The organism is Dentiradicibacter hellwigii, from assembly GCF_041770905.1.
In the GTDB taxonomy this organism is placed as follows: domain Bacteria; phylum Pseudomonadota; class Gammaproteobacteria; order Burkholderiales; family Rhodocyclaceae; genus Propionivibrio; species Propionivibrio hellwigii.
Window position 1 is genome coordinate 252,182 of sequence record NZ_JBEUWX010000002.1, and the last position, 17,853, is coordinate 270,034.

The 17,853-nt window shown below is 58.4% G+C and carries 14 protein-coding genes and 1 tRNA gene; 10 read left to right on the top strand and 5 right to left on the bottom strand.

Annotated features, from left to right (window positions below):
* Window positions 1-6: 6 nt before the first annotated feature.
* The 5 genes from ABCS64_RS03465 to ABCS64_RS03485 form a co-directional block, all read right to left on the bottom strand.
* Window positions 7-91: transfer RNA gene (locus ABCS64_RS03465), tRNA-Leu, on the bottom strand.
* A gap of 144 nt (window positions 92-235) precedes the next feature.
* A complete protein-coding gene (gene ubiG / locus ABCS64_RS03470; RefSeq protein ID WP_418890530.1) occupies window positions 236-949 on the bottom strand; it encodes a bifunctional 2-polyprenyl-6-hydroxyphenol methylase/3-demethylubiquinol 3-O-methyltransferase UbiG in 714 nt (237 codons plus the stop codon).
* Between the two features lie 215 nt (window positions 950-1,164).
* Window positions 1,165-1,845, bottom strand: coding sequence for an OmpA family protein (locus ABCS64_RS03475; protein WP_418890531.1), 681 nt, complete (start codon window positions 1,843-1,845; stop codon window positions 1,165-1,167).
* Window positions 1,846-1,922: 77 nt separating this feature from the next.
* Window positions 1,923-3,278: a TRZ/ATZ family hydrolase gene (locus tag ABCS64_RS03480; RefSeq protein WP_418890532.1), complete on the bottom strand. Its 1,356-nt coding sequence runs from the start codon at window positions 3,276-3,278 to the stop codon at window positions 1,923-1,925.
* Between the two features lie 187 nt (window positions 3,279-3,465).
* On the bottom strand, window positions 3,466-4,116 hold the full coding sequence (locus ABCS64_RS03485; RefSeq protein WP_418890533.1) for a YiaD family glycine zipper/OmpA-like lipoprotein: 651 nt from the start codon (window positions 4,114-4,116) through the stop codon (window positions 3,466-3,468).
* 405 nt (window positions 4,117-4,521) lie between these two features.
* On the opposite strand from ABCS64_RS03485, the gene gyrA reads away from it, so the two are divergent.
* The 10 genes from gyrA (at window position 4,522) to cysM (ending at window position 17,851) form a co-directional block, all read left to right on the top strand.
* On the top strand, window positions 4,522-7,128 hold the full coding sequence (gene gyrA / locus ABCS64_RS03490) for a DNA gyrase subunit A (RefSeq protein WP_418890534.1): 2,607 nt from the start codon (window positions 4,522-4,524) through the stop codon (window positions 7,126-7,128).
* Window positions 7,129-7,244: 116 nt separating this feature from the next.
* Window positions 7,245-8,327, top strand: coding sequence for a prephenate dehydratase (gene pheA / locus ABCS64_RS03495; protein WP_479686661.1), 1,083 nt, complete (start codon window positions 7,245-7,247; stop codon window positions 8,325-8,327).
* A gap of 42 nt (window positions 8,328-8,369) precedes the next feature.
* Window positions 8,370-9,254, top strand: coding sequence for a prephenate dehydrogenase (locus ABCS64_RS03500; RefSeq protein ID WP_418891864.1), 885 nt, complete (start codon window positions 8,370-8,372; stop codon window positions 9,252-9,254).
* Between the two features lie 40 nt (window positions 9,255-9,294).
* The gene (locus ABCS64_RS03505; RefSeq protein WP_418890536.1) at window positions 9,295-11,256 is read left to right on the top strand and encodes a bifunctional 3-phosphoshikimate 1-carboxyvinyltransferase/cytidylate kinase; all 1,962 of its coding nucleotides are present in this window, start codon (window positions 9,295-9,297) and stop codon (window positions 11,254-11,256) included.
* A 308-nt stretch (window positions 11,257-11,564) separates the two neighbouring features.
* Window positions 11,565-13,259, top strand: coding sequence for a 30S ribosomal protein S1 (gene rpsA, locus ABCS64_RS03510; protein WP_418890537.1), 1,695 nt, complete (start codon window positions 11,565-11,567; stop codon window positions 13,257-13,259).
* A 15-nt stretch (window positions 13,260-13,274) separates the two neighbouring features.
* The gene (locus ABCS64_RS03515; RefSeq protein ID WP_418891865.1) at window positions 13,275-13,577 is read left to right on the top strand and encodes an integration host factor subunit beta; all 303 of its coding nucleotides are present in this window, start codon (window positions 13,275-13,277) and stop codon (window positions 13,575-13,577) included.
* A 187-nt stretch (window positions 13,578-13,764) separates the two neighbouring features.
* Window positions 13,765-14,931 (top strand): lipopolysaccharide assembly protein LapB, encoded by a 1,167-nt coding sequence (gene lapB, locus ABCS64_RS03520; RefSeq protein ID WP_418891866.1) that lies wholly within the window; start codon window positions 13,765-13,767, stop codon window positions 14,929-14,931.
* Between the two features lie 19 nt (window positions 14,932-14,950).
* Window positions 14,951-15,928, top strand: a complete 978-nt coding sequence (gene rfaE1 / locus ABCS64_RS03525; protein ID WP_418890538.1) for a D-glycero-beta-D-manno-heptose-7-phosphate kinase — start codon at window positions 14,951-14,953, stop codon at window positions 15,926-15,928.
* Between the two features lie 32 nt (window positions 15,929-15,960).
* Window positions 15,961-16,959, top strand: a complete 999-nt coding sequence (rfaD, locus tag ABCS64_RS03530) for an ADP-glyceromanno-heptose 6-epimerase (RefSeq protein WP_418890539.1) — start codon at window positions 15,961-15,963, stop codon at window positions 16,957-16,959.
* Window positions 16,952-17,851, top strand: a complete 900-nt coding sequence (cysM, locus tag ABCS64_RS03535; RefSeq protein ID WP_418890540.1) for a cysteine synthase CysM — start codon at window positions 16,952-16,954, stop codon at window positions 17,849-17,851. Before rfaD ends, cysM begins: the two co-directional genes overlap by 8 nt.
* Window positions 17,852-17,853 lie beyond the last annotated feature (2 nt).

The window sequence follows — 17,853 nt, forward strand, 5'->3', positions numbered from 1 at the left end:
AAATTCTGGTGCCCCGAGCCAGAGTCGAACTGGCACGCCTTGCGGCGGCGGATTTTGAATCCGCTGCGTCTACCGATTCCGCCATCGGGGCATCACGCGCATTCGGTTTGCACCGAAGGAGCGCGAATTATCCTTGATTCAGGGGATGAGAACAAGTGGCGGGAAGAACGACGGTAAAGAAGCGGTGTGTTCGTCGCTGTGCGGTGCTTTGTGTTTTCAGGTTTTTCTGGTGGCGCTATTGTGTCATGCAAAGTGCTGGTTTGACGGCATGCATCAGATAATTGACGCTGGTGTCGCTGCCCAGGGAGTAGGTACGTGTAATAGGGTTGTAGCTCAGGCCAATAAGCCTGCTCGGTGATAGGCCGGAATTTTTTGCCCAGCGCGACAGTTCTGAAGGGCGGATAAATTTGGCGTATTCATGAGTGCCTTTGGGGAGTAGTTGTAGCAGGTATTCGGCACCAATCACAGCAAAAAGAAAAGATTTTGGATTGCGATTAAGCGTAGAGAAAAAGAGATGCCCGCCGGGCCGGGTCAGTGCGGCGCAGGCTGTGACGATACTGGCCGGATCAGGAACATGTTCCAGCATCTCCATGCAGGTAACGATGTCGTAGGTCTCCGGCGATTGTGCAGCCAGATCTTCTGCCGCGATGTGGCGGTAATCGATACTGTGCCCGCTTTCCAGCAAGTGTAATTTAGCGACGTTTAGCGCTTTTTCGGACAGATCGATGCCGGTGACTTGTGCCCCAAGCGCTGCCAGCCCTTCCGCCAGAATGCCACCACCGCAACCGACATCAAGAATTTTTTTCTCGTTGACCGAGATAATCTCGTTGATCCAGCCGATACGGAGCGGATTAATGTCGTGTAATGGGCGAAATTCACTGTTTAGATCCCACCAACGATGGGCTAGTTGGCTGAATTTATCCAATTCTTTCAGGTCGGCGTTTTGCATGACTTTGGAGTTTTTAAAAATAGACTCAAAATAGGATAAAGCAACAGGAGAAATTTGAGAGTGCTATAGCGTCACAAAAATAATGCAGGAGGCGAGGCTTGCTGGAGAAAAGAGGTGTGGGTAGCGCCAGAAGCGGCAAAAAGACCGCGCCGAACAAATATGGGAAATAAAAAGCCCTGCCGGAGCAGGGCTTTTAAGTTCCTCAATACTGCCGATTATTTCTTCGTGATTCTGCGACCGATCAGCTCAATATCGACGCGGCGGTCAGGTTGCAAGCAAGCAATAACCTTCTTGCTCTTCGGACCACGGCATTCATTCGGCTTGGTCTTCGGTTGGGTCTTACCCTTACCTTCCGTGTAAACGCGGTTAGCCGGGATACCCTTGGAAACCAGATAATCCTTGACGGAAGCCGCGCGTTTTTCGGACAGACGTTGGTTGTAAGCGGCGCCGCCGATGCGGTCGGTATGGCCGACGGCAATCACGACTTCAAGTTCAAGTTCTCCAGCCTTGGCGACAACTTCATCAAGTTTGGCCTTGCCTTCCGGACGCAGCACAGACTTGTTGAAGTCGAACAGCGCGTCAGCGGCAATTGTCACTTTTTCACCGAAAGCAGCAGGTTGTTGCGGTACGGGTTGCGCAGCAGCCGGTTCGCAAACTTCTCTCGGAATCAGATCTTTGTCACATTTACAACCATTCTTGTCCTGTGCAGCGGCTGCCGGCGTCCAGTAGCCGGTGCGCCAGCATTGACCATAATTGTTGAGAACCACTTCGCCGCGCTGGTCAATAACGTAAACGCTGGTGAAATTTTCAGAGGCCTGAGCCTGGGCGAATGACGCGCAGCAGCCGAGGGTAACGGCCAGTGCGGCCATCAAATTATGTTTTGCTGTCTTCTTCATCTGAAAGTCCTCTAATGGTTAAAGCCTGCGGTGGTAGCCGACAAGCCCGAAACGCCTCAGTTAAAAAATGTCAAACATCACTTACTTAGACGAACCCGATTCTGCCATAGGCGTCCGGAGTTTATCAACTCGATTTCGTCATTTTCAACCCGTTGACCGCTTTTTAAGCGTTGTATTCCTGCAACCCATACGTCACTGACATGCTCACGACCGGCGCTGTAAACGGCGAGTGAAGCCGCGTCGTAACAGGGGGTGAGTGGGATTTTTGCCGTGTCGATGGCGCATAGGTCGGCGGCTTTGCCTGGACGGAGTGATCCGATGCGAGCATCTAGGCCGAGTGCTTGTGCACCGGCTAGTGTCACCATACGTAATGCCTGGTGTGCGCCGACAGCCTCGGCATCTCCGCTCTGCGCCTTGGCAAGCAGCGCGGCCATGCGCATTTCCATAAAAATGTCGAGTCGGTTGTTGCTTGCTGCGCCATCTGTGCCCAGGCCGACGTTGAGGCCATGAGCGATCATGTCAGCAACCGGGGCAATGCCGCTGGCCAGTTTGAGGTTGGCGCTTGGGCAATGTGCGACGGAACAGCCATGCGCAACCAATGTATCGATTTCGTCGCAGGTCAGATGAACGGCGTGTGCGGCAATCAATCCCGGACTGAGCAAGCCGATCTGGCGCAGGCGTTCCAGCGGCCGCTGACCGTACTGTTTTTCGGCATCAGTAATTTCCTGTGCGGTTTCATGCAGGTGCAGATGAATCGGCAAATGACATTGTTCGGATAATGTCAGAATTCTGGCAAAACTCTGATCACTGACCGTATAGGGCGCATGGGGTGCCAGGCAGAAACTGAGCAATGTTTCATTGCGCAATTGGTCGCGCACCGTCATACCTTTATCCAGATAATCGTCCGCATCGGTCGCATAGGCAGTGGAGAATTCCATGGTCACCAGGCCAATGGAGGCGCGTATGCCCGCATGAAGGGCCGCTTCGGCTGCCGCTTTCGGGAAAAAATACATATCGTTGAAGCAGGTAATGCCGCCTTGCAGCATTTCGGCGCAGGCAAGCCGTGTGCCGTCATAAACAAACTGTGGTGAAACATGTTTGGCTTCGGCCGGCCAGATATGGTTTTTCAGCCATTCCATAAGCGGAAGGTCATCGGCCAGCCCACGCAGCAGCGTCATGGCGGCATGTGTGTGCAGATTGACCAGTCCGGGCATCAGGATGTGGTTGGGCAGCAGAACCGTCTCGCGGGGCGCAAAGCGCGTGCGCGCCTCGGCTTGCGGCAAGAGTGCGATGATGTTGCCCTGATCAATCGCAAGTGCATAGTCTTCCAGCGTGACGTTCGCTGGTTCGATAGGGATGATCCAGCACGCTTCGATCAGCAGGTCGATGGGAACAGGCGGCGATAGTTTCGGCGCGTGGGCAGTGTTGTTCATGGGATGGCGCCTAAGCGGATTTTCGGACGGGCGCTCTGAAACCCGCGTGGATAAAGGATCTCCGGGCAGGGCGCCCGGAGATGCCCTGTTTATAAGGGATTCCGGGCACCCCCTTGGAGGGGCTCTATTTGTTTACAAGGGCTTCAGAGGCGCCTTATGGCAAAAGGCCTATGAAATGCGATAGCGCTCAGGAGCCGGTATTTTCGGCAACAAAGATTTCTACGCGCCGGTTTCTGGCACGACCGCTTGCGCTGGCGTTGTCCGCAATGGGTTCGCGCGATCCGCGGCCATCGACGGTGATGCGGTTGATATTGACGCCTCGGCCAACTAAGTAATCCCGCACAGCGGCTGCACGATTGATCGACAGGGGGTTATTGATTGCGTCTGATCCAGAGCTGTCGGTATGGCCGATGATGGTGACGCGGGTTGCCTGATGCTGATTTAGCGTTGTGGCAAAGCGGTCGAGTACCGGATACATAGCGGACTTGACGGTATAGCGGCCACTGTCGAAGGAAATATCGCTGGGGATGTCGAGCTTCAGGCGGTTATCTTCCGTTTGGCTGACCGTCACGCCCGTGCCTTGCGTTGCTTGTTCCATGGCCGCTTTTTGCTCCTGCATGTGCTTTGACCACAGATAGGCGCCCGCACCGCCGATGGCTGCGCCGATGGCCGCGCCGCGCAGGCGGTTGTTGCCGCGCGTGACGGCGGCGCCGACAGCCGCGCCTGCTGCTGCGCCAATGCCGGTGTGCGTTGCCGTCGTAGAGTTCGGCGGCTCCATGGTCGCACAGGCGCCGAGGGTCAGTGTTGCGGCTGTCAGGTAAATAAAGCTCTTTTTCATGATGCGATCTCCTTTCATGCAGTCGTTATGGATATATCGCCGGCCTATCGCCATAGTCGTAGGCTGTTCCAGCAAACGCATGGTAAACCATTCTATATTTCATATAACGCGAGTGAATTCGCCAGCTTTTGTCATTCATGTGACAGTTTTTCGCGGCTTGATGTTTCTATGGTGCATTGGCTGTGCTGTCATGCGCTCCCAGGAAGGGCATTGGCTCCATGCTAAAATTATGCCTCTATATATTTATTGTTGCGCAGGTTCTTGGGGAAGTCTGAAATCCTGTTTGTATTGCGCCAACTTGCGCGCAATCGTGGGGTTCTGAACGGCAAATCCGGTAGGGTTTGACGATTTTCCGCCAAGAATCGCGATGCGTTCAGAAAAACACTCCAACTCTGTGCGAGAAAAATGGAACAGCCTGTAGACGCCTTTGCCAAGGAAACACTCCCCGTCAGCCTCGAAGATGAAATGCGCCGTTCGTATCTCGATTACGCGATGAGCGTCATCGTCGGCCGGGCGCTGCCCGATGCGCGCGACGGCCTCAAACCGGTGCATCGCCGCGTGCTCTATGCCATGCATGAGCTGGGTAACGACTGGAACAAGGCATACAAAAAATCAGCGCGTATCGTCGGTGACGTGATCGGTAAATATCACCCGCATGGCGATACGGCGGTCTATGACACCATCGTGCGCATGGCCCAGGATTTTTCACTGCGCTATATGCTGGTCGACGGGCAGGGAAATTTCGGTTCGATTGACGGCGACAGCGCGGCCGCCATGCGTTACACCGAGGTGCGCATGGCGCGCATTGGGCATGAGCTGCTGGCCGACATCGACAAGGAAACTGTCGATTTCGGGCCAAACTACGATGGTGCCGAGCAGGAACCGCAGGTGTTGCCGGCGCGTATTCCCAATCTGCTGATCAACGGCTCATCGGGGATCGCCGTCGGTATGGCGACCAATATTCCGCCGCACAACCTTGACGAAATCGTCAATGCTTGCCTGGCCGTCCTGGACAATCCGGCAATCAGCATCGATGAACTGATTGAGATCGTGCCGGCGCCTGACTTTCCGACAGCCGGCATCATCTACGGCGTTTCTGGCGTGCGTGAAGGCTACCGCACCGGACGCGGACGCGTCGTCATGCGCGCCAGGACGCATTTTGAAGACATCAAGGGCAGCGCCGATCGTCAGGCCATCATCGTTGACGAGATTCCTTACCAGGTTAACAAGCGCGTCCTGCTTGAAAAAATCGGCGAGCTGGTCAACGAGAAGCGGATCGAGGGCATTTCCGATCTGCGCGACGAGTCGGACAAATCCGGCATGCGCATCGTCATTGAACTCAAGCGCGGCGAAGTCCCCGAAGTCGTCCTGAACAATCTGTACAAGATGACGCAGTTGCAGGATACCTTCGGTATGAACATGGTGGCGCTGGTCGATAACCAGCCGCGTCTGCTCAATCTTCGGCAATTGCTCGATTGCTTCCTGTTCCATCGCCGTGAAGTCGTCACGCGGCGTACCGAGTTCGAATTGCGCAAGGCACGCGAACGGGCGCATATTCAGGAAGGCTTAGCCGTCGCGCTGGACAATGTTGATGAAATTATCGCGCTCATCAAGGCCTCACCGACACCCGCCGATGCGCGCCGCGGACTGATGGCCAGGTTGTGGGTCTCGACAACGGTGGCGGAGATGCTACAACGCGCTGCGCTTGACGCCACGCGGCCGGAGGGGCTGGGGCTGGAATACGGACTGTCGCACAATGGCTATCTGTTGTCCGAAGCGCAGGCGCAGGCGATTCTGGATTTGCGCTTGCAGCGTTTAACCGGACTGGAGCGAGACAGGATCGTCGCCGACTTTGCCGATCTGTTGGAAAAAATCACCGATCTGATGGATATCCTGGCGCGGCCGGAACGGATTACCGATATCCTGCGCGAAGAGCTGAGCGCCGTGCGCGCCCAGTTCGGCGACGCACGCCGCTCACAGATTGTGCTGGATACCCACGATCTGAGCATCGAAGACTTCATCACGCCGCAGGATATGGTGGTGACGATGACGCATAGCGGCTACATCAAATCGCAGCCGCTCGCCGACTACCGGGCGCAGCGGCGCGGCGGGCGCGGTAAACAGGCGGCGGCGATCAAGGAAGACGATTTCGTCGATCAGCTGTTCGTCGCCAACACGCACGATACGATTCTCTGTTTCTCCAACCGCGGGCGTCTCTACTGGCTGCGCGTCTATGAAGTGCCGCAAGGTTCGCGTAATGGCCGCGGTAAACCGATCGTCAATATGTTCCCGCTTGAAGAAGGGGAAAAAATCAGCGCCATCTTGCCGATCAAAGAATTCGCCGACGATCGCTTCGTCTTCATGTGCACGGCGCGCGGCACGGTCAAAAAGACCCCGCTGTCCGATTTTTCCAATCCGCGTAAAGCCGGCATCATTGCCGTGGCGCTCGATGAAGGCGATTACCTGATCGGTGCACAAATTACCAATGGCGTACAGGACATCGTTTTGGTTTCTGACGGTGGCAAGGCCGTCTGGTTCGATGAGGAAGACGTGCGGCCGATGGGGCGTACAGCACGCGGCGTGCGCGGTATGCGGCTGGGCGAAGGGCAGCAGGTACTCTCGCTGCTGGTGGCCGACAATCATCAGGAGAGCGTGCTGGTGGCGACCGAAAATGGTTTCGGCAAGCGCACGGTGCTGGCTGATTTCCGCCATTCCGGGCGTGGCACACAGGGCGTTATTGCCATTGCCGCTAGCGAACGTAACGGCAAGGTCGTCGCGGCATGCCTGGTCAAGGACGAAGACGAAATCATGCTGATCACTACGGGCGGCGTGCTGATTCGCACCAATGTGCGCGAAATTCGCGAACTGGGTCGGGCAACACAAGGGGTGACGCTGATTGCGCTGGATGAGGGTGAAAAGCTGGCCGGTCTGGAAAAGATCGCCGAGGCCGACGACAATACCGACGAGGCGGCGGAAAACGATGCGCACTCCGCCGGAGAAGACAGCGCTTGAATCTCATGCATCCGGTGTCGCCCAGCGGGCGGTCTGGCTGGAGGAAGGGCGCGGGATGAGTCTGCGATACAGAAGGACTATTCAGGAATGGGCGATGAATGAAGCCGAATGAGGCGCTGTCCCGCCAACTAGCGGAAGTGCGCGACCAGATTGACGCCATCGACGCGCGTTTGCTGGCGCTGCTCAACCAGCGTGCAGCCTGCGCGCAGCGCGTCGGCGCCATCAAGGCGGAACATGGCGAAGCGGACGTAATCTATCGCCCCGAGCGGGAAGCCCAGGTACTGCGGCGCATTCGGGAGATGAACCGCGGGCCTTTGTCTGACGAAGGGGTTGTCCGTTTCTTTCGTGAAATTATGTCCGCCTGCTTGTCGCTCGAACGGCCGCTGGGCGTGGCTTTTCTCGGACCGCTCGGCACTTTTTCGGAAAGCGCTGCCGTCAAGCATTTCGGCCATGCGGCGCGTTTGTTCCCGCAAGATTCGATTGACCGCATTTTCCGTGTGGTCGAAGCCCGCCATGCCGACTATGCCGTTGTTCCCACTGAAAATTCAACGGAAGGCGCCATCGGGCGGGTGATGGATCTGCTGATGACGACGCCCTTGCGTATCTGCGGCGAAGTTCTCATGCGCATCCAGCAGCATTTACTGTCCCGTGAAACGGCGCTGGAAAAAATCACCAAAGTGTATTCGCATGCACAGTCGCTGGCGCAATGCCATGAGTGGCTGAGCCGTATGTTGCCGCAAGCGCAGCGCATTTCGGTGGGCAGCAATGCGCAGGCGGCGCAGATGGCCGCTGGCGGTGAAGCAGGGGCGGCGGCAATTGCCGGCGATGCGGCGGCCGAGCGCTATGGTTTGCCACGGCTGGCGGAAAATATTGAGGACGAACCGAACAATACGACCCGTTTTCTGGTGCTGGGTCATCAGGATGCCGGTGTTTCCGGCCGCGATAAGACCTCGCTGATCATGTCGGCGCCAAACCGAACGGGGTCTTTGGTCGACCTGCTGATGCCTTTTACCGAGCACGGCGTGTCGATGACGCGCCTGGAATCCCGCCCCGCGCGCCATACCCTGTGGGAATACGTGTTTTACGTCGATATCGACGGGCATCGGCAGGATGCCAACGTTACCCAGGCACTGACGGCGCTGGAGCAGCGCGCGGCCTATCTGCGCGTACTGGGCTCCTACCCGGCGGCGCTCTACTGAGTGGCAGGAAAACAGGGAATCGGGAGGCGGCAGAGCATGGCAATGCGCGAACAGGCAGAATTCGGCAAGCTGGTCATCTTCGGTGCGGGACTGGTGGGCGGCTCCTTTGCCCTGGCGCTCAAGGCTGCCGGGCAGGTGCAGGAGGTTGTCGGCTTCGGCCGCAGCCTGTCAGGGATGAAACAGGCGCTGGAGTTCGGTATCGTCGATCGTGTCGGCATCAATCCGGGGCATGAAATTCCCGATGCCGACCTCGTGCTGATTGCCTCGCCCGTGGCGCAGATGCCAGAAGTCATGGCACGTATCGCCCCCTACCTCGGCGAGCGGACGCTGGTGACTGACGGCGGCAGCACCAAAATGGATGCGGTGGCTGCCGCGCGCGAATTTTTCGGCGGCAGGATCGGACAGTTCATCCCCGGCCATCCGATCGCAGGCGCCGAGCACAGTGGGCCGGCGGCGGCGCGCGCGGATCTTTACCGTAATAAGAAGGTCGTTCTGACACCGCTGCCGGAAAACACCCCGCTCGATGTCGCCCGTATCCGTTCGGCTTGGGAATGGTGCGGAGCGCAGATCCATGAATTGTCGCCGGCAGAGCACGACCGTATTTTCGCTGCCGTTAGCCATTTGCCGCATCTGCTCTCGTATGCGCTGGTGTACGATCTGGCGCAGCGCGAGGACAGCGGACGGTTGTTTGCCTTTGCCGCCAGTGGCTTCCGCGACTTCACCCGTATTGCCGCCAGCCATCCGGAAATGTGGCGCGATATCTGCCTGGCCAACCGCCTTCCGCTCCTGGCGGAACTGGAAGCTTACCGACGGCAGCTCGATGCGCTGTATGCGGCGCTGGAGGCCAATGATGGCGGGCGCTTGAACGATGTCTTTACCGCCGCGCGCGCCGCGCGCCGCGCCTGGGCTAGCGAGGCGGAAAAATAGGAACAACAGAAAAACCGGAAGCACTGGAGAAGGCAGGCGTATGGGGGTGACGAAAAAACAGGCATTTATTGATCTGCCGGCCGTGTGCTCGGCGGGCGGCGTCGTGCGCCTGCCTGGTTCAAAGAGTCTGTCCAACCGTCTGCTGCTGCTGTCCGCGTTGTCTGCGGGTGAAACCGAAATTTCCGGCCTGCTGGCATCCGATGATACGGCACGTATGCTGGATGCCCTGCGGATTCTGGGCGTTCGCATCGAACCGCAGGGTGTGTCGGGGGTTCGGGTGCAGGGGGTCGGCGGACGCTTTCCCGTGCGAAAAGCGGCGTTATTTCTGGGCAATGCCGGCACGGCCTTCCGCTCGCTGACCGCCGTACTGGCATTGGCTGGCGGCGATTACACGCTTTCCGGCGTGCCGCGCATGCACGAACGGCCGATCGGTGATCTGGTCGATGGGCTTCGCCGTCTGGGAGCGCACATCGATTATCTGGGTAATGAAAATTACCCGCCGCTGGCCATCCGTCCGGGGACGGTTCGGCCGGGCGGATGCGTGCAAATTCGCGGCGACGTGTCCAGCCAGTTTCTCAGCGGCCTGCTGATGGCGCTTCCGCTGGGCGGCGTGGAAACGGCCGTCGAGGTGACCGGTGAGCTGATTTCCCGGCCTTATGTCGAAATGACGTTGGCCGTGATGGCACGCTTTGGTGTTGAGGTCATTCGTGAAGGCGGGCGGCGCTTCGTCGTACCAGCGGGCAGTGCTTATCGCTCGCCGGGGCGGGTGCGCGTCGAAGGCGATGCGTCTTCTGCTTCGTATTTCCTGGCGCTGGGTGCGCTGGGGGGCGGGCCGGTGCGTGTCGAAGGCGTCGGTGCCGACTCGGTACAGGGCGATGTGCGTTTTGCCGAGGCGCTGGCTCAGATGGGCGCACGTATTGATGTCGGCGACCGCGCCATTACCGCGCGTGCGCCGGCAAGTGGGCGTTTGCACGGCATCGACCTCGACGCCAATGCGATTCCTGATGCGGCGATGACGCTGGCGACAACGGCGCTCTTTGCCGAAGGGGAGACGACGCTGAGGAATATCGCCAGTTGGCGCGTCAAGGAAACCGATCGTATTGCCGCGATGGCCGCCGAGCTGAAAAAACTGGGCGCCACGGTGGATGCGGGGGCGGACTGGCTGCGTATCCATCCGCCATCGGGCGGGCTGTCTTCGCCGCCGGAAGGCGTCGATACGTATGAGGATCATCGCATGGCGATGTGTTTTTCATTGGCCGCGTTCGGGGCGCCGGTGCGCATCAACGATCCGGGATGTGTCGCCAAGACTTTTCCCGATTACTTTGCCCGCTTTGCCGAGGTGACGCAGGCGGTTCCGGTGATCGCCATCGACGGGCCTTCGGCATCGGGAAAGGGAACCGTGGCGGCGCGCGTGGCAACGGCGCTCGGCTGGCATTATCTCGATTCCGGTGCGCTGTATCGTCTGACGGCGCTGGCGGCACAGCGTGCCGGCGTCACCTGGGATGATGAACAGGCGTTGGCGGTGATCGCCGCCCGGCTGAATGTCAGGTTTGATTCGGACTCAGTGTGGCTTGCCGGCGAGCCGGTGAGCGCGGCAATTCGCAGCGAGGTAATTTCCGCGGGCGCCTCGCAGGTCGCGGCATGGCCGGCCGTGCGTGCAGCATTGCTATTCCGTCAGCGCCTTTTCCGGCGCGCGCCGGGCTTGGTGACGGATGGGCGTGATATGGGATCGGTCGTTTTTCCTGATGCGCAGACCAAGATTTTTCTGACCGCACGTGTCGAAGTTCGTGCGCAAAGACGCTATCAGCAGTTGAGAGAAAATGGGATGTCTGCTAGCATTCAGCCCATTTTGCAGGATTTGCGTGAGCGCGACGAACGCGATAGTCAACGTCCGGTTGCGCCGCTCCGGCAAAGTGAAGAGGCCTGTCTACTCGATACCTCCGATCTGACGATCGAGCAGGCCGTCGAAAAAGTATTGGCCTGGCATGGCGAAGCGGTTTAGGGCGCTTTTCAATGCCGGCAGCGATGGGCTTGATGGGCTTTTGTGTTTTTTGTAGTAGCGGTAAAGCAAGTGTAGTAAGCGCGCTGTGGGTTGCGGCAGATTCTGCGGTTTTTTCGGAAGTGACCGGATGAAACGGCGGGAATTATGCAGGCTTCTTGTTCAGGCGTTTGGGGTTGTCTGACGGAGGATTGGGCGTATTCCGCGGATGTTAGTCGGAACAGTGCATCGGTTTTAAGCTCAGGCAGCGTTTTTTAGTGTATCCCGCAATCATGCGGTCAATTTATTCATTCAATTTTTAATTTTCTTTTATGTCCAACATTCCTTCCACGCAAGAGAGTTTTGCCGATCTTTTCGAAGCCAGCCTGCACCGTCAGGAAATGCGCCAGGGCGAAGTAATTACCGCCGAAGTCGTGCGCATCGATCAGAATTTTGTTGTTGTCAACGCCGGACTGAAGTCTGAGAGCTATATCGATCGTGAGGAATTCCTCAACGACCAGGGTGAGCTTGAAGTGCAAGTGGGCGATTTTGTTCAGGTGGCCATCGACCAGCTCGAAAACGGTTTTGGTGAAACCCGTCTCTCGCGTGAACGCGCCAAGCGCGTCGCAGCCTGGAATTACCTCGAAGAAGCGCTAACGCAAGGTTCTCTGATTTCCGGAACGATCACCGGTAAGGTGAAGGGTGGTCTGACCGTCATGGCGCATAGCGTGCGCGCCTTCCTGCCCGGGTCGCTGGTCGATTTGCGTCCGGTCAAGGATACGACGCCGTACGAAGGCAAAACATTCGAATTCAAAGTGATCAAGCTGGATCGCAAGCGCAACAACGTGGTTGTGTCGCGGCGCGCCGTGCTTGAGGCGACAGTCGGCGAAGAACGCGAAGCGCTGCTGGCCAATCTCAAGGAAGGCAGCATCATCAAGGGCGTCGTCAAGAATATTACCGATTACGGCGCATTCGTTGATCTCGGCGGTATCGACGGCCTTCTGCACATCACCGATCTGGCCTGGCGTCGTGTGCGCCATCCGTCCGAAGTGCTGGCGGTGGGCGACGAAGTGCAGGCCAAGATTCTCAAATTCGATCAGGAGAAGAACCGCGTATCGCTCGGTCTCAAGCAACTGGGCGAAGATCCGTGGGTTGGTATTGCCCGCCGTTACCCGCAGGGCACGCGCCTGTTCGGCAAGGTGACCAATCTGACCGATTACGGCGCGTTCGTCGAAATCGAACAGGGCATCGAAGGCCTGGTTCACGTTTCGGAAATGGACTGGACAAACAAGAACGTCCATCCGTCCAAGGTCGTCCAGCTGGGCGATGAAGTCGAGGTAATGATCCTCGAAATCGACGAAGATCGCCGCCGTATCTCGCTCGGTATGAAGCAATGCATGCCGAATCCGTGGGATGACTTTGCGATGAACTACAAGAAAGGGGACAAGGTCAAGGGCGCAATCAAGTCGATTACCGATTTCGGTATCTTCATTGGCCTGCCGGGCGGTATCGACGGTCTGGTGCATCTTTCCGATCTGTCGTGGTCGACGCCAGGCGAGGAGGCGATTCGCAACTTCAAGAAGGGCGACGAGGTGGAAGCCGTCGTGCTGGCGATCGACACCGAAAAAGAGCGTATTTCGCTGGGTATTAAGCAGCTTGACGGCGATCCCTACACCGCGTTTATCGCAACGCATGACAAGAACGCCATCGTCAAGGGAACCGTCAAGTCGGTGGATGCGCGTGGTGCCGTGATTGCGCTGGAAGGCGAGATGGAAGGCTACCTGCGTGCTTCCGAAGTCTCGCGCGAGCGTATCGACGATCTGACCAAGGTTTACAAGGAAGGCGACGAAGTTGAGGCGATGATCATCAACATCGACCGCAAGACGCGTTCGATCAACCTGTCGATCAAGGCCAAGGATCAGGCCGAGCAGCATCAGGCGATGCAGAAACTGTCTGCGGAAAGCAGTGCCAGCTCCGGTACGACCAACCTCGGCGCCTTGCTGAAGGCCAAGCTCAACCAGCAATAGAGGGACTTGGGAATGATGACCAAGTCAGATCTGGTCGCGCGCCTCGCGGAGCGGTTTCCACAGTTGGGTGCGAAAGATGCCGATCTGGCCGTCAAGATGATACTCGATACGATGTCTGAGGTACTGACCAGGGGCGATCGTATCGAGATCCGCGGCTTCGGCAGTTTTGCACTCAATTACCGGCCGCCGCGCATGGGGCGAAACCCCAAGTCCGGCGACAAGGTAAGCGTCCCCGAGAAATGGGTGCCCCATTTCAAGGCCGGCAAGGAATTGCGCGAATGCGTTGATCGCACCGTCAAAGCCGGTAAGGCGCAGTGAAGCGCGTGTAATCGATGACTCCGGCTTTCCATGCAAGGCCGCCCGCTGAGGGCGGGATAGCAGGGCGAGCTATAGCAGAAACATTGAATGTATCGACCCTAGGCGGCAACAGCGGTTTGCCGCCTATTTTTTTGCAGGGCAAATGCGGGCACGAAAAGCCCCGGGCGGTACAAGGGGACAAAAGATGATTGAATTCGAATACTGGGAGCTGCTGTTATGTCCCCTGTTTTTTGGCATGGGCTGGCTGGCGGCGCGCATCGACATCAAGCATCTGGTCAGGGAATCGCGCGCGTTGCCGCGTTCTTACTTCCAGGGGCTGAACTTTCTGCTCAATGAACAACAGGATCGCGCCGTCGAAGCCTTCGTCGAGGCAGTGAAAATCGATCCGCAGACCGTTGAATTGCACTTTACGCTGGGCAGCCTATTTCGCCGGCGTGGCGAGACCGAACGCGCCATCCGTATGCACCAGAACCTCGTCGAGCGCGACGATCTGCCGCAGGATCTCAAATTGCAGGCCATGGCCGAACTGGGGCAAGACTTTCTCAAAGCGGGGTTGCTTGACCGTGCGGAAGCCATTTTTGAGCAATTGCGCAGTACCGATCTGAACGAGGAAGCCAAGCGCAGTCTTCTGGAAATTTACCAGCTGGAAAAGGACTGGGAGCGCGCCATTACCATTGCCGAGGAACTGCCCGATGTCGCCACCCACAAGGAAATCGCCGAGTATTACTGTGAGCTGGCGGCAGCGGCGCTGATCCGCTCGCGCCTTGATGAGGCATCGGAGTATCTGCGGACAGCGCTGGAAAAAAACCGGCAGTGCGTGCGTGCCAGCCTGCTGCAAGGCGACATCGAAGTCTCGCGGGAGTGCTACGACGAAGCCATTGCCTGCTGGCAGCGTATCGAACGGCAGGATCCGGCCTTTCTGGCACTGGCGGCCAACCGCCTGCTTGACGCCTTTCGCAAGCTCGACCGGCGTGATGAAGGTGCGCAGTTACTGCGCGGCTATCTTGAGCGCTACCCATCATTCGATCTTCTCAATGTCGTCTTCCAGCTGGTGCTGGAGAGCGAGGACGCGGAGGCCGCCTATGTGCTGGTGCGTGACGAGCTGAAACGCAATCCAACCCTGCTCGGCTTGGACAAGCTGGTCGAAGCGCGTGTATTGATGGCGATGCCCGAAATGCGCGTCGACCTCGATCTGGCCAAGAGTATCATCCAGGGCTATACCCGCCGGCTGGCCCGTTACCGCTGCGATAGCTGCGGTTTCAAGGCGCGCCAGTTCTATTGGCGCTGCCCGGCCTGCGGTGACTGGGAAACCTATTCACCGAAGCGCAGTGAAGAATTTGAACTGATGCCCTGATAAAAGGAAAGCCTGGAAAATGAGCGCAATGCCCTCAATGTCTGCCGCAGCGTCCGCGCCGCTTGGCGATTTTTCGAACGTTCGCCTGTTGGTCGTCGGCGACGTGATGCTTGACCGCTACTGGTTTGGCGATGCTTCGCGCATCTCGCCGGAAGCGCCGGTGCCGGTCGTCAAAATTGAACGCAGTGAAGAACGACCGGGCGGCGCGGCCAATGTGGCGCGCAATGCCGCGGCGCTCGGCGCGAGCGTTTCGCTGCTGGCCTTGACGGGGGATGACGAACCGGGGGTGAGCCTGAAGCGGATGATGGAGAAAGAGGGCATCGACACCTGCTTCTACATCGACGAAGCCATCGACACGGTTGTCAAGCTGCGCGTGATTGCGCGCCAGCAGCAATTACTGCGTATCGACTTTGAAAATGTGCCGTCGCGTGACGTGCTGCTTGCCAAACTGTCCGAATTTGAACGGCGTTTGCCGGAATTCGATGCCGTGCTGTTTTCCGACTACGGTAAAGGCGGGCTGACGCATGTTAGCGAAATGATCCAGCTGGCGCGGGCCGCCGATAAACTGGTGTTCGTCGACCCCAAAGGCGAGGACTATTCGGTCTATGCGGGCGCGACGGTCATTACGCCCAATAGTGCGGAAATGCGCCAGATCGTTGGCCGCTGGCAGAATGAGGAGGAACTTGAACGCAAGGCTACCGCATTGCGCGAATCCCTGAAACTGGACGCTTTGCTGGTAACGCGCAGCGAAGCGGGCATGTCCTTGTTCCGGGACGGTGGTACGATGCATGAAAAAGCCGTGGCGCGTGAAGTGTATGACGTTTCCGGTGCGGGCGATACCGTCATCGCCACATTGGCGGTCATGCTGGCAAGCGGCGCCAGCTGGAGCCGGGCCATTCATGTGGCCAACATGGCCGCCGGCATCGTCGTTGGAAAGCTGGGCACGGCCGTCTGTACGCGCAAGGAGCTGGAAGCGGCGCTAGGGGCCGGGCGCTGAGCGGCGCTGAAAATGGACTGAGGAGAAACCTAATGTATGTCATCGTCACCGGCGCGGCCGGATTCATCGGATCCAATATCGTCAAGGCACTTAATGAACGCGGCGAGCAGCGGATTCTCGCCGTCGATAACCTGAAGCGCGCCGACAAGTTCCGCAACCTGGTCGATTGCGAGATCGCCGATTATTTCGATAAGGAAGATTTTCTGGACCGCCTGCTGGCCGGGGATTTCGATGGTGATATCGCGGCGGTTTTCCACGAAGGCGCCTGCTCGGACACGATGGAATCTGACGGTCGTTACATGATGGAAAACAATTTCCGCTACTCGCAGGATCTGCTGGACTGGTGCCTGGATCAGGCAGTGCCGTTTCTCTATGCATCGAGTGCGGCAACCTACGGCGCCAGTCATCAATTCCGCGAAGAACGGGCGTGCGAAGCCCCGCTCAACGTATACGGATATTCAAAATTCCTGTTCGACCAGGTCGTTCGCCAGCGCCTGCCACACGCCAATTCACAGATTGCCGGTTTCCGCTATTTCAATGTGTATGGCCCGCGCGAATCGCACAAAGGGCGGATGGCCTCGGTCGCCTTTCATCACTATCACCAGTTCCTCGCCGAAGGCAAAGTTCGGCTTTTCGAGGGCTGCGATGGCTACGCTGCCGGCGAACAGAAGCGCGATTTCGTCTATGTTGGCGATGTTGCCAAGGTCAAACTCTTTTTTCTCGATCACCCCGACAAATCGGGCATTTTCAACCTAGGCACCGGGCGGGCGCAGAGCTTTAACGAACTGGCGGCGGCCAACGTCAATAGTTGCCGGGCGCTCAGCGGCGCGCCGAAACTGCCGCTTGCCGCCCTGCTGGAACAGGGGCTGATCGAATACGTGCCTTTCCCGGAAGCGCTCAAGGGCAAGTACCAAAGTTTCACGCAGGCTGATCTGACGCGCCTGCGTGAAGCCGGTTACGAGGCACCGTTTGCCGATGTCGAAACGGGTGTTGCGCTGTATGTCGACTGGTTGAGCCGGCGCCATGTATAAAACGCTGGAAGATGTGATCGGCAATACGCCGCTGGTGCGCCTGAAGCGCCTGCCGGGCGCGGCGGTGGCGGCGCGCGGCAATGTTCTCCTCGCCAAGCTGGAAGGCAACAACCCGGCCGGTTCGGTCAAGGACAGGGCGGCGCTGTCGATGATCCGGCGCGCCGAGCAGCGCGGCGAAATCCGGCCGGGCGATACGCTGATCGAGGCGACATCCGGCAATACCGGCATTGCCCTGGCGATGGCGGCGGCTACTGGCGGTTACCGGATGATTCTCGTCATGCCGGAAAACCAGAGCCTGGAGCGCCGGCAAACGATGCGCGCTTTGGGCGCTGAACTGATGCTCACGCCCAAGGATGGCGGCATGGAACTGGCGCGTGATGTGGCCGAGAAGCTGCGCGCTGAAGGGCGCGGTGTCGTCCTCGACCAGTTCGCCAACCCGGACAATCCGCGCGCCCATTACGACAGCACGGGGCCGGAAATCTGGCGCGAGACGCAGGGGCGGGTGACGCATTTCATCAGCAGCATGGGAACAACGGGAACGATTATGGGCGTTGCGCGTTTCCTCAAGGAGCAAAACCCGGCGGTTTGCATCATTGGCTGCCAGCCGGATGAGGAATCGCAGATTCCCGGCATTCGCAAGTGGCCGGAAGCCTACCTGCCCAAGATTTACGACCCGGCTTTGGTCGACCGCATCGAAGCGGTGTCACAGGGCGAGGCGGAGGAAATGGCGCGGCGTCTTGCGCGCGAAGAGGGGCTGTTTGCCGGCATTTCCTCCGGCGGTGCGCTGGTTGCGGCGCTGCGTGTGGCCGCGGAAGTAGAAAATGCCACGCTGGTGACCATCGTTTGCGACCGTGGCGATCGCTATTTGTCCACCGGCGTATTTCCGGATTGATC

Bases quoted from the DNA above. Each gene is read 5' to 3' on its own strand.
- rfaE1 (WP_418890538.1), top strand. From the start codon at position 14,951: ATGAGCGCAATGCCCTCAATGTCTGCCGCAGCGTCCGCGCCGCTTGGC.
- ubiG (WP_418890530.1), bottom strand. From the start codon at position 949: ATGCAAAACGCCGACCTGAAAGAATTGGATAAATTCAGCCAACTAGCC.
- rpsA (WP_418890537.1), top strand. From the start codon at position 11,565: ATGTCCAACATTCCTTCCACGCAAGAGAGTTTTGCCGATCTTTTCGAA.
- ABCS64_RS03515 (WP_418891865.1), top strand. From the start codon at position 13,275: ATGACCAAGTCAGATCTGGTCGCGCGCCTCGCGGAGCGGTTTCCACAG.
- gyrA (WP_418890534.1), top strand. From the start codon at position 4,522: ATGGAACAGCCTGTAGACGCCTTTGCCAAGGAAACACTCCCCGTCAGC.
- rfaD (WP_418890539.1), top strand. From the start codon at position 15,961: ATGTATGTCATCGTCACCGGCGCGGCCGGATTCATCGGATCCAATATC.
- cysM (WP_418890540.1), top strand. From the start codon at position 16,952: ATGTATAAAACGCTGGAAGATGTGATCGGCAATACGCCGCTGGTGCGC.
- ABCS64_RS03480 (WP_418890532.1), bottom strand. From the start codon at position 3,278: ATGAACAACACTGCCCACGCGCCGAAACTATCGCCGCCTGTTCCCATC.
- ABCS64_RS03500 (WP_418891864.1), top strand. From the start codon at position 8,370: ATGCGCGAACAGGCAGAATTCGGCAAGCTGGTCATCTTCGGTGCGGGA.
- ABCS64_RS03475 (WP_418890531.1), bottom strand. From the start codon at position 1,845: ATGAAGAAGACAGCAAAACATAATTTGATGGCCGCACTGGCCGTTACC.
- ABCS64_RS03505 (WP_418890536.1), top strand. From the start codon at position 9,295: ATGGGGGTGACGAAAAAACAGGCATTTATTGATCTGCCGGCCGTGTGC.
- ABCS64_RS03485 (WP_418890533.1), bottom strand. From the start codon at position 4,116: ATGAAAAAGAGCTTTATTTACCTGACAGCCGCAACACTGACCCTCGGC.